This window comes from uncultured Porphyromonas sp. (assembly GCF_947254915.1).
Taxonomy (GTDB): domain Bacteria; phylum Bacteroidota; class Bacteroidia; order Bacteroidales; family Porphyromonadaceae; genus Porphyromonas.
This window is the reverse complement of sequence record NZ_CAMYEZ010000006.1, coordinates 19,385-34,883: the sequence shown is the minus strand read 5'-3', so window position 1 is coordinate 34,883 and position 15,499 is coordinate 19,385. Positions and strand designations below refer to the sequence as shown.

Annotated in this window: 7 protein-coding genes and 2 tRNA genes; 2 read left to right on the top strand and 7 right to left on the bottom strand. The window is 49.7% G+C overall.

All coding sequences use genetic code 11. The annotated features are described in order from the left end of the window. From Q0X57_RS01060 to Q0X57_RS01050, 3 genes are all read right to left on the bottom strand, one after another. Positions 1-917, bottom strand: a 917-nt coding sequence (locus Q0X57_RS01060; RefSeq protein WP_297726403.1) for a DUF2027 domain-containing protein, incomplete at its 3' end; no start/stop codon positions are given. 426 nt (positions 918-1,343) lie between these two features. After that, positions 1,344-3,758, bottom strand: coding sequence for a T9SS C-terminal target domain-containing protein (locus Q0X57_RS01055; RefSeq protein ID WP_297726400.1), 2,415 nt, complete (start codon positions 3,756-3,758; stop codon positions 1,344-1,346). A gap of 88 nt (positions 3,759-3,846) precedes the next feature. Then, positions 3,847-5,259, bottom strand: coding sequence for a hypothetical protein (locus Q0X57_RS01050; protein ID WP_297726397.1), 1,413 nt, complete (start codon positions 5,257-5,259; stop codon positions 3,847-3,849). 867 nt (positions 5,260-6,126) lie between these two features. Between Q0X57_RS01050 and Q0X57_RS01045 the strand changes: the two genes are divergently transcribed. Both Q0X57_RS01045 and Q0X57_RS01040 read left to right on the top strand, forming a co-directional pair. Beyond that, positions 6,127-6,211: transfer RNA gene (locus Q0X57_RS01045), tRNA-Ser, on the top strand. 51 nt (positions 6,212-6,262) lie between these two features. Further along, a tRNA-Gly gene (locus Q0X57_RS01040) sits at positions 6,263-6,335 on the top strand. A 303-nt stretch (positions 6,336-6,638) separates the two neighbouring features. On the opposite strand, the gene Q0X57_RS01035 is transcribed toward Q0X57_RS01040, so the two are convergent. The 4 genes from Q0X57_RS01035 to Q0X57_RS01020 all read right to left on the bottom strand — a co-directional run bounded on the left by Q0X57_RS01035 (position 6,639) and on the right by Q0X57_RS01020 (position 15,466). Next, on the bottom strand, positions 6,639-8,087 hold the full coding sequence (locus Q0X57_RS01035) for a hypothetical protein (RefSeq protein WP_297726394.1): 1,449 nt from the start codon (positions 8,085-8,087) through the stop codon (positions 6,639-6,641). A gap of 57 nt (positions 8,088-8,144) precedes the next feature. Further along, a complete protein-coding gene (locus Q0X57_RS01030) occupies positions 8,145-9,539 on the bottom strand; it encodes a serpin family protein (RefSeq protein WP_297726391.1) in 1,395 nt (464 codons plus the stop codon). An 86-nt stretch (positions 9,540-9,625) separates the two neighbouring features. Beyond that, positions 9,626-13,285: a right-handed parallel beta-helix repeat-containing protein gene (locus Q0X57_RS01025; RefSeq protein ID WP_297726388.1), complete on the bottom strand. Its 3,660-nt coding sequence runs from the start codon at positions 13,283-13,285 to the stop codon at positions 9,626-9,628. Between the two features lie 741 nt (positions 13,286-14,026). Continuing rightward, complete coding sequence (locus Q0X57_RS01020) at positions 14,027-15,466, bottom strand: DUF3868 domain-containing protein (RefSeq protein WP_297726385.1); 1,440 nt, start codon at positions 15,464-15,466, stop codon at positions 14,027-14,029. Positions 15,467-15,499 lie beyond the last annotated feature (33 nt).

Here is a 15,499-nt window from a genome sequence, read left to right as displayed (position 1 = left end):
GACTGAGGCTGAGGAGCGCTTTGCTTAGTCGGCTTTTGAGAAGCCTTTTGGTTAGCCTGCTGAGATGCCCTTTGTGGTGTCTCAGCAGGCTTTTTTTGTTTGATCGCACGCTGTGGCAAAGCTCCCGAGCGACTGGGCGCTGGCCGTGGCTCCTCTGCGGGAGCTTGCTGAGAGCCATCGTACGCCTCCAAGACAGGAATGACCAGTGCATCCTCATCAAAGAAAGGGTTCTCACGAAATGCGTGACGCTTCGCCAGCTTGACCACATCCATCCGCACCTGACGCTCTACGGGGGGCATGGAGCGATAGGTACGCTCAGGCTTGTAGGCGATAAACTGGAAGTGTGAGACGGTGTGATCGTTGATCTCCGACGCGTCAAACTCCTCGACCAGCACCCGCATATCCGGCTCTAAGACACCCGCCGAGCGAAGCTTGTAGCCACCCGCTGAGGTTGTCGTACTGTAGGTGAAGAGGAGGTGATAGTTGCTCTCGTTGATTAGATAGGTCTCGTAGGGCGACTGTCCGAAGTGCTCGTATGATACAGGCAAATAAGCGATATGCACCTGTAGTTGCTCGCCTCCTGAGCGGTCAAACCAGGGCCCCTTGGAGAGAGGTGCCACGAAGCTCAAGTCCTGCTCGGCATCCTCGACTACCTCAGGGGTAGCGGGCGCCGCAGCAGGCGCATTGCTCTTAGTCTGTTGCGCCACTGGCTCTTGTCGCTTCACTACGGGAGGTTTGTATGCTGGGACGAAAGTGTCTCGGCTGTCCACCACCACGCACTCATGTATCGGTGTGGGTAGCTCAAAGCCGTCGGGGCCCTCAACCCACGCCACGCCACGCTCTATGCGCTTGACGACACCACCGCCTGATGCGTTGAGGTAGCGGATGGTGTCTCCTACTTTTATATTCTGTGCCATTGCTGATTTCTATTTCTATGCGAAGATACCAAAAATAGCGCAATCGCCTAGAGATTAGAAGATATAGATGAGAGACTAGAAGGACTCCACTAGTGGCACTAGAGACACTAGCCAACCGCCAATACCCCCCCCGAGGAAATCCGAGATCTCTCGGTGGGGATTTCAGAATATCCAGCGAGGAGCGGAGAAATTTTTCCGAACTTCCATTTCATTCTTCCGAACTTCCATTTCATTCTTCCGAAGTTTCATTTCATTCTTCCGAACTTTTATCTCGCCCCTCCGTGAAGAGTCACAATCCTCCATGTGAGAAATCTTAATTTACTCTGTGGAGACGCTAAATGATCTAATTCAAAAGTCTGCTTTAACTCAAGAGGCTTAGTCGCATAATGTGACTAAGCCTCTTGCATTTAGTAGTATCAGACGCAACTATCGGCCTACATATACTTTGTAACCGCCATGCGATGTCTGTATCAGGTAGTAACCCTCAGCGAGTGGAACGAAGCTAGGCACCTCCCTAGCGAGTTGCAGTCGGAGGAGCAAGCTCCCTGAGAGACTGTACAAAGAAATAGTATCATCGGAAGTGGATGTTAGGACTACTCCACCCTCTTGTACGTAAACACTTAAGGAGGCCTGGTCCTTTTGTGCCAGGTTTTCAACGGCATTGTCTAGAGGATTCTTGACTACCATAAAGTCAGAGATCTCGGAAGTGTAGTTCTTATAAAGTCTCGTACGGAATGCCTGCACATTGTAGACAAAGCTTTGTCCCTCAAGGTTATGAGCGATGCTCATTGTATGCTCCTTGGGGAATGTAGTCTGATAAGGAGCATAGCCAGTATCGCCCTTTCTGATGTTTTGTTGGATAGTGACTTCATCTATATAGAAAGGCTTACCACGAGCACTCATAAATCCGATGCGAATCCCTTCTCTAGTCTTAAGATTTTGAGGGGAGTCAAAAGTGACAGATGAAGAGATGCTACCAGCCTGCATAGGGAAGGGGATACGCCTATACTCATTTACGCTCTGATCGGTGTAGTTCTGCATAATCATTACAAAGAGCGTGTCCTGCGCTACGCTACTCTGAGCTTTGACAGAGACTTCAAAAGCTCCTCCATCTGCCTGTAAGAACAAGGCTGGAGAGACGACTAAGCCTGCCGTAGTGCTGTAAGGAGCTGTCTCCTTGACACCTGCTTTGCCTTTGGCGTAGGCGGGAAGCTGTAGGATCCAGTCGGTGGATGTCAGCTCTTCTTGAGCTAATCGTACGACAGTCTCATCGGGTGTTACAGGCTTCTCTACACTTCCTACAGTAATCTTGTCAAAGGTCTCATGTAGGATCGTTTGAGCTGCCTGAGAGCTCTTGTACTTAAGTTGCTTGTAGCAATTGAACTGGTAGTACCCAGCATTCCATAGTTTCTCCCAATTAGCTGTGAAGCTACGCTCTGTCACATCAGAGGGCATATCAACTCGTGGCGTAACCCCTACGAGACCATCCACCCATGTAGGATAAGTGGCTGCTGAGAGTGTCTCGCCATCCTTAGACTGAACATAGTAGTAGTGCTCCTTAGATGGATCGTATGACGTAATCTCATACTCTGTATCGGTTAGCTCTTTGTCCTTTATAATATAATAGGGTACAGGTTTGCTACCATACGTGTAGGTTATATCATCAACGTAAAAGGAGACACTGTTGCGCTGTATCAGGGTAAATCGAACCTGCTCAATGTTGTACTCCTTTAGCATATCAGAGTCAAATCTGTAGAAGCCACCCTCCTTTTTCATCCAAGTATTAGGGATATTGGCAATCGCCTGCCAGCGACCATCTGAGAACACTGCAACCTCTAGTAGGGTGAAGTTGAAGTTTGTCTCTTGATCAACGGATGTCGGCTTAACCCAAAAGGAGAGCTCTGTAATTGGAGCCTTTGTCTTTGGAGATACTATTGAATCGTTGACAGCATCAAAGACGAGGGCTTGCGGAGCTGAGTGGTAGTCGCCCGAGCTTTTGATCACATCTTGAGTACCATGAGAGGAGAGGTCTATAGTCCATCCTTCAGGATAGTTAGCATCCGCAGTATTGATCCTTCCCTGGGCATCGCTCTTGATCCCGTCAAAGTTCTCAACCACGGTCGTTGGAGACACCACATCTTGGGGCATATCTAAGTAATAGATAGAGCATAGATAGCTCCGCGCATCGGGAGAAGCCTCCCAGCGTGCTTTAAAAGATGTTGATGAGGTGTTCAGCGGAGGCAAAACTTTAGGGGGTATTAAGGTAGTTTTCTGACGTTCAATGACCAAGTCATCTATGAGCACGTCACAGTCAAGGGGCTGCAACTGAAAGATGTTTTGCTCATTAAACGTAGCCTGTGTTGATACCATCTCATACTCTTGCCACTCAGTCGTCAAGTCTACATCCTTATTATCTATAGGTCCCTGCGTATTGTCACAGAGAGCGATCCATAGCTGTCCCTTAGCCTGCTTGCCCTTTAGGATTTTAGCTCGGAAGGTAAGCTTGACGACTCCGTAGAGTGCCATCTCTGGGGTCTGTATATGACCTGCGACACCATCGTCTGTAAGCTTCAAGTAAGCAACCCCACCAGCTTGATAGACATAGTTACCTCGCCAGCCACTTTGGTGCATCAAGGCAGGATTGATGAGATAGTTGTTGCTCTTTCCGCCCTCTGTCTCGCCATAAGGTGAAGACTCGCTCCCTTTGGTCCAAAGGGAGAAGTCCTCCTGTACGACAATCTTAAAAGGAGGCTCAGTAGCTTGTGCTAAGGTAACTCTCCCGACTAATAGCAGGAGAAGAGAAAATGTGGTAATCCACACGAAAGATTGAATTCTTTTCATTCTATGGTAGTAAAGTTGATTATGACCCTTTGTGTAGTGCTGATGTGGTAGACATATCAGCACGATGTCTGGTGTCTGCTAGATTATGCTACTTCACCTTAGTTATAAAAAGGCGTACACTACTCTGTAGATTGCGCCTATATCTTCCGACATCAGAAGAAGAGGCATCGAAAAACATACCCCAACCGTTGAGTGGCCCTTCATCTGTTACAGCCCAAAAGTAGCCATCAGATCCTTTGAGGGCAACATTCCCCGAAGAGGTCTTCATACCAGATGCAGGGAATGTTCGGACGACTTCACCATCTCCAGTCCAAAAGGTAGTCTTGCCAATCTCTTCAACCGTAACGGATGTAGTCTCCTTGTCTAAGGGACGTACCCTTATCTTTAGTACTCTCTGCCCTCCTTTGGTGATGACTTCGTAGCGCCATGCTGATACGAAGATAGTTCCCTTGTATCGCAGAGCATATACAACACCATCTCCAGGGGCGTAGTAATCATTTGTAGAGGTGACATCTTGTCCTCCTACAGAGACGCTCTCTGAGACATCTTGGTGCTTGTAGGTTTGTGTGAAGTTAATATAGTCAATAGGCGTTCTATCAAGCGGTATGATTGACAGCCACTCTTTCTGACTAGGTAGATGGTATTTTGTGCCGGCGACTGTGATATTGGCAAACTTAGACACAGCATCATCAAATGTAAAGTATCCACTTACATCACAGTCTTGTGTCTGGACGAAGTTACTCCCGTCAGCATTCATATTATACTCAGCAACATAATCTAGAGCTGTCCGAATGATGGGAGCGGGCTTAGCATCACGACGTATTCGGATTTCTTCGGCTACAGCCCCTGGAGTTAGCCCTTTTGCCAACAAAACGAAGTCTGTTTCTGCATTACCTGGCTTTACTGTGAAGCTCTTCATCGCTTCGTCTATAGTGAGTTCAGTCACATCTCCCTGCTTTAAAGTTAGCGTGAACTGGTCATTAGCAAGAGGCTCCTCTGCGATTACAGTCCCAGAGGCATCAAGCACCTTGCAGACACCTGAGACTTGTCCTACACCGCCATTATGCGTAAAGTGATCCGGCTTAGCCTCAAAGGCATAAGAAAGTGCACCCTCACGGCGAACTGTCAGAATCTGACGGTTTCCCTTTGCTTTGCCTTGGGTAACTATAACTTCTAGTTCAAAGGCTGATGACGCCCCCTTACGGACTGTGAACTCTTTGCTTTCTTGATCTAGCGAGAGTTGGCTAGCATCTCCACTCTTGAGAGACACTGTAAAGTCTTCCTTCGCTAGTGGTGTCTCTTTGATCACTTTTCCTTCAGATGACACCTCTTGCAGGGAGCCCTTTACTGTCCCAACACCACCTTCGGCTGAGAATATAGCGGGAGAAGCTTGAAACTCTGCCTTAAAGATACTCTCCTTCGCAGGATTAGGAGTAGGCTCCTCTGGGGAACAAGCAATAACGAGCATCGCAAGTGCAATGATTGAAATCAGATTTCTCATTTGTATTTAGGTTGTTTAAGTTAGACTCTCCGTAGATTATGAACCCTTTGGTCAAGATAATCAAAGGATCTCAACAGGCTGAAATCGTTAGAGAAGCACGAGAAAAGAAATAGAGGATAACCTCTCAATTGAGAGATTATCCTCATGTCATTGATTGATGCGCCACGTACACCCTCTATAGGAAGAGATGATAGCATTAGAGCGCACACTATAAGTTTCCCGACCTTCGTAATAAGGCCCTCCACCATTGATAAAATCAACAACTCTAGAGAGCTGTTGTTCTTATTCGTTAAATAATGGGGGGGGGGGTAAACCTATAGATCATTTGCACATTCTTAACGTTTGCACAGCAAAGATAGTTGTTTTTGTTTAATACGCCAATAGGATGTCTGTTAGACTTTAGAGATTAGAGAGGGGACTCCTCTAGTCGCACTAGTGGCACTAGAGACACTAGCCAACGGCTAACAGCTACTCCCCCCGAGGAAATCCGAAATCTCTCGGTGGGGATTTCAGAATATCCAGCGAGGAGCGGAGAAATTCTTCCGAACTTCCATTTCATTCTTCCGAAGTTTCATTTCATTCTTCCGAAGTTTTATTTCGCCCCTCCGTGGAGAATTTTCATTTCCTCGTTAGCTATTGGGAAATTATTCGGTAGAAAATTGGACTCCGCAAAAAACTAGGCTATAAAACTCCCGATGAAGTTTTTTCCCACATTTGTAGCTGTGTTGCACTTGACACTAGAATGCGCGCCCTAGCTAGAATTTGGCGGTGTGTTGTTTATTGAAGAAAATGTAGTACCTTTGCAGGCGCATTGATTGAGATGCGTGCTTACAGACTGAGGACGTTAATCCTTTTGTCATTAAGTAAGGAGAGGTGGCAGAGTGGTCGATTGCGGCGGTCTTGAAAACCGTTGACCTTCACGGGTCCGGGGGTTCGAATCCCTCTCTCTCCGCTTTAAGTACTCTGGCAGCACCGCTAGAGAGCAATCCCGAGGAGATGCTATGCGGAAATAGCTCAGTTGGTAGAGCATCAGCTTCCCAAGCTGAGGGTCGCGAGTTCGAGCCTCGTTTTCCGCTCTAATTAGATAGAATGATTAACAGAGTGGCGAGAGTCGCTCTGTTTTTTTTTAGAGAGTCTCTTTCGGCATTAAACATTTTACTAGTTTAGCGGAGTAGCAATCCCCAAGAATATGTGTAGAAGGAAAAGACAACAGTCTTCTTTTGGGAACTAAAATGTGCTAGAAAGAGAATGCGATACGGTTGCCTTCGGCAAAGCGCCTCCACATACCAGCTCCCCCTCAAGAACGACAACGGGCGGACTCACTATATGGTGAGCCCGCCCGTACTATTATGGTTGATGTTATATCGCTCGGTCTAGCACTATCGCTTTAGGCGTCGAGCCATAGGAACAGACGCACTCTTGAAGTCCTCAATAGGACTGAAGCTGACGCACATAACGCCCGACACATTTCCATCGTCTATTTGCACCATTACGCCAAGCTCCTTATTGACATAAGTGGGGAGTAGGATCGTCCTCTTCTTATCAAATACAAAGCCCATATCTGCCAGTTTCTTAAGAATGGACGGTGAGTAGAGTGCTCGGGTGTCTTTGCAGACAACCATAGCAGCGCCATAGAGGGGCTCAGTGTCTGACGGCACTAAGATGATGGTCGGGAAGTACTTACAGCGTGTCTGTACAGCTGGGAAGGGGAAGTCATCCGCAAGCTGAGGTAGCACCGCTGCCGTATACTCCTGCTTAGCATAAGCCTTCATAACGTCCTCCATCTTCTCCTTCTCAAAGCCAAAGATTGGCATTGGGAAGTCTACCTCATCATATGCCAAGTCATTGTCAAGGTTCTGAATGTAGTACTGGATACCTGGGCGGAAAGTCTTTTTAGCCTCAGCCTCCTTCGGTATATTCATATCTACGTGAGCAACTAGCTTGAGCGACTTGTCGTAGTAGATAGAGTTCCCAGCCTTGTCTTGTAGCCCAGTCTTTGTAAAGCCTTGTGCCGTCAGATAAGCGTCAACCTGCTCAGGCGTAGGACGGTGGAGTGTGTCGCAAGAGACCTTGCTCTCCTCGAGGAAGTGTTTGGTCTTGACGTCAAACCAATAAGTCGTTTGTGTATACACGTCATGGCCAGTCTTGAACTTATATACCCCTCGGTCAGGCTTGCTCGCCTCAGCATCATAAGTGTGTCCCGTGCGAGCCTCAAAGAGCTGAACCATCTCTAGTGTAGCTCCGTAAGGTAAGAGAGGAGTCCATATACCAGTAGCCTTGTCCTGAAGAGGATCGACGCGTAGCCAGTTGGTCTTCTTGTTGTCATTGCTAGCCCACCAGAAGATAGGCTCGGTCTGCTTGCCATCCACGAGGACGACAGAGGAGACACGGCTACCGCGTGGGGCGCTGACGTAGATCTCCTCCGAAGCCTTAGCTGTGCGGAGTCCACTCTTGACAAAGCCATTGTTGAGCAGATACTCTTGGATAAACTGCTTGGCGGTCTCCTGCGTAGCAAACTGTACGCGAGCCACCTGATAGTGACTGCTCTTGTCAAAGTAGTAGACGATCTCTCGTACCACTTTGGTGTCCTGAGGCGTAGCCGTGAGGGTCATCAGCTCTTCTGAGCGCTCGACCTTGTTGCCACGCCCCTCCTCGATCTGAGTCACCTCGTCGATGGTGATGCCGTAGCGCTCTATGGGGAGCATCCACTGTGAGATCTCAGGCCCCTGAGGTGTGTCATGCCCTGGGATTGAATTGCACTCACTACAACTCGTGAAGGTGCATAGTCCTGCTACGAGGAGCAGGAGGATTGATGTGATTCCTTTCATAGGGGAAACGTTTTATAGTTAAACTGTTTAATGTGTATGTTCGCTTACCACGCGTTATCAGCGTAGTGTGTTGATGGCAGCGATGAAGAGGATCTTGCCCGTCTCGGGGTGTACGATAGAAGCAAAGAATGGTCTGTCGAAGGCGATGCTACGAGTCTCAAGCGGGTCACCTAGACCAGGCGCCACGGCTCCTATAACCGTTGCAGCGGCTCCCTCGACGCCTTTCTCATCCCACTGGAGTGTCGCTTGGTGGTATAGGCGGTTTTGTCGACCTGACTGCTCGCTCATCTGCTGCGCTAGAAACTTCGGGTCAAACATACGGCTGAGCTCCGTGAGAGGTACTCCCAGCGTCTTGCATAGTCCTAGCCCCATCAGCTCAGGCGTCAAGTCTAGCGTGGGGATCCCAGCGCTCAGGCGGGGTAGTCGTATATCTAGTGCGTAGCGCTTGCCAGCGGTGGTAAATCTGCGTAGCTCTTCGGTTGTCGGTAAGCTCTGGGAGAGCGGTAGCGTACGGTCTTTCGGTAAGATGAGCAGCATACGAAATGGTGTCTTACCATGCTCTCGCATCTCCTCACTGGCTAGTAGACCAACGGAAAGCGCCTCAAAGCGGTCATCGGCAAAGTAGTCGATGGAAGTGTCATTGTGGATAGACATCATCATAGCCGGCTCCTCCTTGCCAGTGGCATTGGTGAACTTGCCCGCTTGGGTCTGCTCTTCGCTCGTCTTCCATTGCCACGCTGCTGCAAAGAATGCGGTATTAACTAGGAAAGCAAGCGGGTCTTGCTCCCCAGCACGACTAGGGTTGAGCATATGCGGTATCTTGCCGTAGGTCTTGCGGCTGATCCAAGCATTGACCGCCTCGTATGAGGCTGGATCGCTGAGGTCGAGTGTCGCTGTCGGAGCACCAAAGAAGTCAAAGAGTTGCCGTGGGTAGGACTTGATCAAGTGACTTTGATACTTTGAGGAGACCCAAAAGCTATTGGATGGGAAGAAGCAGGCGTATTCACCCGCACTACACATCACCGCGTTGAGCTGCTGATAATATCTTGCCACAGAGGCAATGCTCTGTGTAGCGGGTAGCTTCAGTGCCGATCTGTACTCATCAAAAGCTTCGTCCGACAGACCCACCGCATTCATTCCGAGAGCCGTCTCGATAGAGATTGGTGAGAGCACGAGGTTAGCACTGGCATCCCGATTGTCCAGAAGAGCCCCAAAGAGCTTAAGGCTAAAGGCATTTCCAGCCTCTACCAGTGGCATGCTCTCTGCGGGCAGGGAGACATGAGACACGTTGGGGATCTTAGGCATAGGCGTACCAGCGGCGGGAGCCTTGCCACCGACTAGGAAGGTGATAGCACCCTCCTTGGGGTCTCGCACCTCCTTGTCGCAAGCGCTCAGAGTGACAAGTGCCACAGCAAGCATAAGGGCTAAGCCAAAAGTTGAACGATACTTCATAGGTTATACTAGTTTACTTATTAGTTGTTGCAAACAAGCCCCCCAGCTCTGTCGGGGGGCTTGTCGCATTTATAGCGTTAGCAGTCTTACTTGGAGACTACGACCTTGAGCGTGAGGATGGCTCCGTCAGCGCTCTTGGCATATACGAGGTAACTACCCACTGGTAGCTCAGGTAGTGCGTAGTGTGTGCCACCATCGTTGGCGTACATAAGCATTTCACCCTGTAAGCTGTAGAGCGAGATCTGTGTCAGAGGAGTCTCTGAGACGATTGCTCTCTGGTCAGTGTCGTAGTAGATGCTAGTAGCTGTTGCAGTCGTAGGAGCGAAAATGGAGGTTACCTTGGTAACGATCCAACCGTTGCTCTGTGCAGGCGTGATGTCAGCCCCAGCAGTGCCTGGGTTCTCGCTAATGTTGAGCTGCTTTACCCACTCACGATTGTTGTCGTGCACCTCTACCTTAGAGACGTTGGGGAGTGCTTTGATCAAACTATTGAGCGCTGCGACAGGCATCATGTTGTTTTGCAAGAAGAGTCCCTGTAGCCCTGCATAGTTGGTGATCTTGAGCTCGCTGATCTGGTTGTGATCGCAGTAAAGCATCTGCACCGCCTTCTGAGCCGACAGATCTAGCTGTGCGAGCTTGTTGCGACTACACTTGAGCCAGACGATCGACGGATTGTGCGATAGGTCTAGCTTGGTGAGTTCATTGCCCGAACAGGTGAGCCAGAAGAGGTTCTTCTGATGCTGTACATCTAGCTCTGTGAGCTTGTTGTCGTCGATCAAGATGGTGTTCAGCAGAGGCGCCTGTGAGAGGTCGATCGAGTGAATCTGATTGCCTCCACAGCGCAGGTTCATAAGCCCTGTGAGTGGTGTAACATTGAGGCTAGAGAGCTTATTATTGCTCAGGTTGAGCCACTTAATGAGAGGTGTTACCGTCAGGTCAATGGACGTTAGCTCATTGTCCTGTAGATAAAGGCTGGTAAGCTTAGGCAGAGCTGAGAGATCTATCGTAGCGAACTTATTGCTAAAGAGCGTCAGATCTGTGATGATCGTCTTCGGATCGAAGGTAATCTTAGAGAGCTTGTTGCCTGGAGCGTAGACCTTAGAGAGGTTAGGCAGCTTTGTGAGCGTGAGCTCTGTGAGCTCGTTGTAGGCACAGTTTAGCTCAGCAAGGTCGTTGATACCCGTCAGGTCTAGTGTCGCGATACGATTGCTGTCGCAGTCGATCGTGTTGAGCGGAGCTGTCTTAGGCAGTAGTAGCTCGGAGATCGCATTGTTAAAGCATTTGAAGCTCGAGAGCCTGCTCATCTTCGATAGATCAAGCTTGCCTGGGATAGCGTTGCGACTGATGTCGAAAGCACGCATCTTGGTACACTCTGAGATGTTGAGTGGCTTGGAGATAAGGTTCTCCGAGCAGTAGAGAGCAGAGAGTGCTGTGTTCTTCGTCAAGTCTAGCTCAGAGAGCTTGTTGTTGTTACAGATGAGCTTAAGGAGCTTAGGAGCATTGGTCACATCAAGTACCGTGAGACCGATGTTGTTCGCTTGAAGAGCGAGGATATCATCTCCGTAGACCTTGATCGTGTTGCCAAGAGGAGTCTTGGTGATCTCTTTAAGCCCCTCGTACTCGACCTTGTTGCCATCGCCCCAGTCAATAGAGAATTTCGTCCCTTTGAGACCACCCGTGGCAATCTTGATCGGCTTGTCGGTCTTCTCTACTGTCATGACGATCGCAGCCTCCTCCTCAACAGGAGCCACAGCCTTAGCGATAGCACCTGGATTGACAGAGAGCTCTTGTATGCGGGTGTCTCCACAGATGTCGATCGTGTTGTTATACTCAGAGGAGGTACCTGTACCGATGAGTGATGATGTGGTTAGGAGGTGCCAGTCACTAGTGGCTAGCTCCTCAGCTTTCGCTGCATCCTTAGTATAGCCTGCGAAGGTCGTTGGCTTGACAAAGTGCTTGCTGGGGGCATTTACTCCAGAGATAGAGTTGAGCGCCTTAGTGCCAGCAGGTAGGAGCAGATCGGGAGTAGTCTCAGTAGAGTTATTAGCAACGCACTGAGCGATTGTATTGTGTGCAAAGATGCCATCGGCCGTCATTACGACACCGCCACCCTTGAAGCCTGTACAGTTATAGATCAGGTTGCCTATAAGCTTGCTCGTGCCGAGTGTCCATACGGCACCACCTCCACGATTTGCCAGAGTAGGATCCTCGTAGATGGGGTCATCGGCAAAGCAATTGTATAGGATATTATTTTCGATCGTAGATGCGCTGGCATAGATAGCACCACCACGCATAGACGTACAGTTATATATCTTATTTGCCTGCAGTGTTGCGTTTTCAGCGTAGATAGCACCACCAGAGCCACCATAGCTATTGGTGATCTCACACGCTTTGACCGTAGAGCCTATAGCTCTGATAGCTCCACCCTGATCTGGCGCGATACAACCATCAAATGTAGAGTGCTCTACCGTACCCTGCTCAATATAAAGTCCAGCACCAGAGGCTACTCCTGTTGGCATAGAGATCATATTCTTGGAGAAAGCGCAATTCTTGACCAGTGCCTTGCCAGCACCCTTTAGTATTGCAACGGCACCGCCTAGGAAAGGCCAAGTAGGCAATGTTGTTTCTGCGGCAGTGTAAGCGTAATGCTCAGTGATGTCGCAGTTGAGTAGAGCTACATTTCCCGAAGCGTAGAGAGCTCCACCACAAGCCTTGACGTTCTGGACATTAGCATTGGCACCCTTGAGCGTAAAGCCGTCGATCGTGGTGCGCTCGGTAAAGGGCGTAGCACTATAAAGGACATGGTTGTAGTTACCCTTATTGCCAGTGATCTGCCACTCCTCGCGTACCTTAGAGCCAGCACCCTCGACACGTGTCCAGACGTCAGGAACATCATCGTCGGCTGAGAGGATAGTCTCGTTAGCACGATAGCAGTTGCCTATCACCTTCGCAGCTGTACGAGCGTCACGAGTCGTCTCATTGCCCGCAAAGCCACCGTAGAGGGAGACTCCCTCCTTGAGTATAAAGGCGTAAGAACGCTTCTTAGAGGTCTTGATAAGCTTGGTAGGATGATAAGTGCCCTTAGCCACCCATATCTCGTCACCTGCGGAAGAGGCATCGATCATAGCTTGCAGATTGCTTGAAGCATTGCTCCAGGAGCTACCATCACCGCTACCAGTTGTAGAGACGTAGCGAATGGTTGCTTGCTGGGGAGCTGTGCCCGGCTCGGGATCGCCGTTTCTGACACAGTAGACCATCGCCTTCCAGCCTGGAGAGTTGGACCCGTTGTAGAGGGCTACCGATAGGCAGCCATCCGCAGCGGTGGAGGTGACGGCAAAGTGAGGATTGGATGGTGTCCCCTTGACAGTCTTGATCGGGTCTACACCCTTGGGCCAGTCGTAGTAGTACTCGCCATCTTCGTTGGGGCCATTCCATAGCTCGATAGCCCCATTGTAGAAGCGCAACTCGTCATACTCTCCTATCTCCATCTGCTCGAAGACGATGGTGATATGGGAGTTAGAGTTGAGTGGCTTGAGTTTGATGATGGTCTTAGAGTAGTTGCCCCTCATGCCCCTGCTGGGGCCGCCATCGTCATAGTAAGGGCGCGGTAGACCAGCCTCAACAGTGTAGTCAAAGACGGGTCCCTCACTGCCAGTGTGGAAGATTTGTTTCCCTTGCTTCTCCTGAGCCATCACCCCGAGGGTAGCTAGGAGGTAGAGGAAGAGAAGAGGTAATAGTCGTTTCATACGATTGGGATAATAAGTTAGTGTTGGTTCGAGAGTCCGCAGTAGAGCATTGCAACTAGGCCCCTCCTATATGGGCTCTATGACGTAGCCTGTCGGGAGGGGGTACTACAATCTTCTTCTGTGACTGTCGCTAGGCAAATATACTTATTATTTCCTTACAACAGTTCAATAACTGTAAATCTTTGCTCCCGCAAGCGGGAGAGCGCACTGAAACGTGTCACCTCCCATCCTAGACTCTTGAGGAAATTAGCCATTGTCTCGGTAGGAGTTTTTGAACTTCCAGGGAGGAATGACAAAATTCTTCCGAACTTTGATTTGCTTCTTCCGAAGTTTCATTTCATTCTTCCGAAGTTTTATTTCGCCCCTCGGTGGAGAATTTTTGCTGGCTCGTGAGCTATTGGGAAATTCCTTTGGGAAAATCGGACTCAGCGAAGATCTAGGAGCAGCTATGGCGTGCGTCTATAGCACTCTGTATCAATACCCAACCTGCAATATCCTCAGCTTGTCGTCAAGCGTGGTCGGTAGACTACAAGAATATAGTGCGCTAGTCTTGGAGGCGTAACCAGTGTCTAATCCCTCGTTTGAGGGCTGTGCTCTACTGATCCCTTGATGGTTATGCGTCTTGCGTTAACCGATTGTAAAAAAAAGGCACCCCCACGCAAGAAGACCTAAGTCGTCCTGCTGGAGGTGCCTTGTCTGTGTGATACGCTCAGCAGTGTGAGCGTATCTCTCCTTCAACTATTACTTCTTGAAGTATAGAGTCTCTGCCTCAGCCTTGCGTCCTAGCATATCAAGTGCGATAGCTGTGGGGAGCTTGGCACGAGCGTCGGACTGTATGCTGGAGAGGACAGTGTAAGCCTCGTTGGCATTCTTGTCGTACTCTAGGAGTGCATTGGCGTAGTTGAGCTTGGCGACTGGATCGCCTGCGTTTTGCTCATATCCTGCACGATAGATGGCTACGGGGCTCTCACCTCTTGCTATAACCTGCTGAGCTAGTGTGTAGAGCTCTTTGAGGCTTAGCAGCTTGGGATTGGTTGAGTAGATGTGAGCTAGCTCAGAGACCTCAAAGGGACGTACTCGATAGCTCATCGTAAAGGTGGTGCGACGGAGCTTAGGATAGTCATTCTCTAAGAGGTTGCGGTAGACCTTGCCTCCGTCAAGAGCCTTGATGTCAGCCTCGCGCTCGGTGTCGGTATTGTACTTGTCAATGATGTCCAGTATGGTCTGACGCTCGGGCATATCACTAGCGTCTACGAGCTTGCGTAGTCCATCCCAGTCCTCGCCCATACCCTCAGCGACGACCTCGACACGACTAACTAGGTTAGGATAGGTGCGCTTGACATAGTCATCAAGTGTCTTGGTACGTCTCTCGGAGAGTGCCTTGTTGTGCTCGAAGCCACCTTCGGGAGATGCGTATCCACGGATGTTGATCGCTTGAAGCTCTGCTCCTTCGATCTTGGTCGCTCTACGGACGAAGTCGCCTAGACGTGCTAGCTCCTGAGCATTGCCCTTGTAATCTCTGAGGAGGTCGTGCTTGTCAACAATGAACTGTACCTTGGCATCAAAGCTCTCGGCATACTCCTTGAAAGCTGTCGCAGCGGGTACGATATAGTCGTACTTGTAGTCTTTGGCTCCGAAGACGGGGATAGCTTGTGGATCGCCTTGTGCTAGGCGTGCCTCCTTAGGACAGTTGCCACAGCTGAAGGTCTCAATCTCTAGCTCTAGATGGGCTCCCACCATCCAGAACTCAAATGGACGCTCGTAGACCATATGAGGTAGCTCCTTCGTACCCCGTGCATAGACAGATTCCTCGGGACGTGAGTAGATCTCATGAACCAAGGCATCATCGTTGTAGAGATTGTGCTGACGATTGAGAACCTTGTAGCGAGAGCTACCGGCTACGTAGATTTTGTTGAAGCGGATCTCCTTGCTCCTATCGGCAGATACGTAGACGGGAGTAATGCGGAGGAGTTGTTGTGCACGTACATAGGCATAGGGTGCCACGTCTAGGTCGATGCGTAGGATATTACGACTGATGTCACGGGAGATGGTGTGATGCTCGGCTGATAGTGCAATCGTCTGTGTCTCCCCGGACTTGGAGAACTGCTGAGCACATAGTGTCCCTCCGACGAGGAGTAGCGTCGAGAGGAGTATGAGTAAGCGGGATATCTTGATATTCATAGTCTTTGTGTCTGAGTTATTAGATGTGCTACT

What these genes read in the sequence shown, in the direction of transcription:
- Q0X57_RS01055 (WP_297726400.1), bottom strand. Translation starts at nt 3,758, where the DNA reads ATGAAAAGAATTCAATCTTTCGTGTGGATTACCACATTTTCTCTTCTC.
- Q0X57_RS01050 (WP_297726397.1), bottom strand. Translation starts at nt 5,259, where the DNA reads ATGAGAAATCTGATTTCAATCATTGCACTTGCGATGCTCGTTATTGCT.
- Q0X57_RS01035 (WP_297726394.1), bottom strand. Translation starts at nt 8,087, where the DNA reads ATGAAAGGAATCACATCAATCCTCCTGCTCCTCGTAGCAGGACTATGC.
- Q0X57_RS01030 (WP_297726391.1), bottom strand. Translation starts at nt 9,539, where the DNA reads ATGAAGTATCGTTCAACTTTTGGCTTAGCCCTTATGCTTGCTGTGGCA.
- Q0X57_RS01025 (WP_297726388.1), bottom strand. Translation starts at nt 13,285, where the DNA reads ATGAAACGACTATTACCTCTTCTCTTCCTCTACCTCCTAGCTACCCTC.
- Q0X57_RS01020 (WP_297726385.1), bottom strand. Translation starts at nt 15,466, where the DNA reads ATGAATATCAAGATATCCCGCTTACTCATACTCCTCTCGACGCTACTC.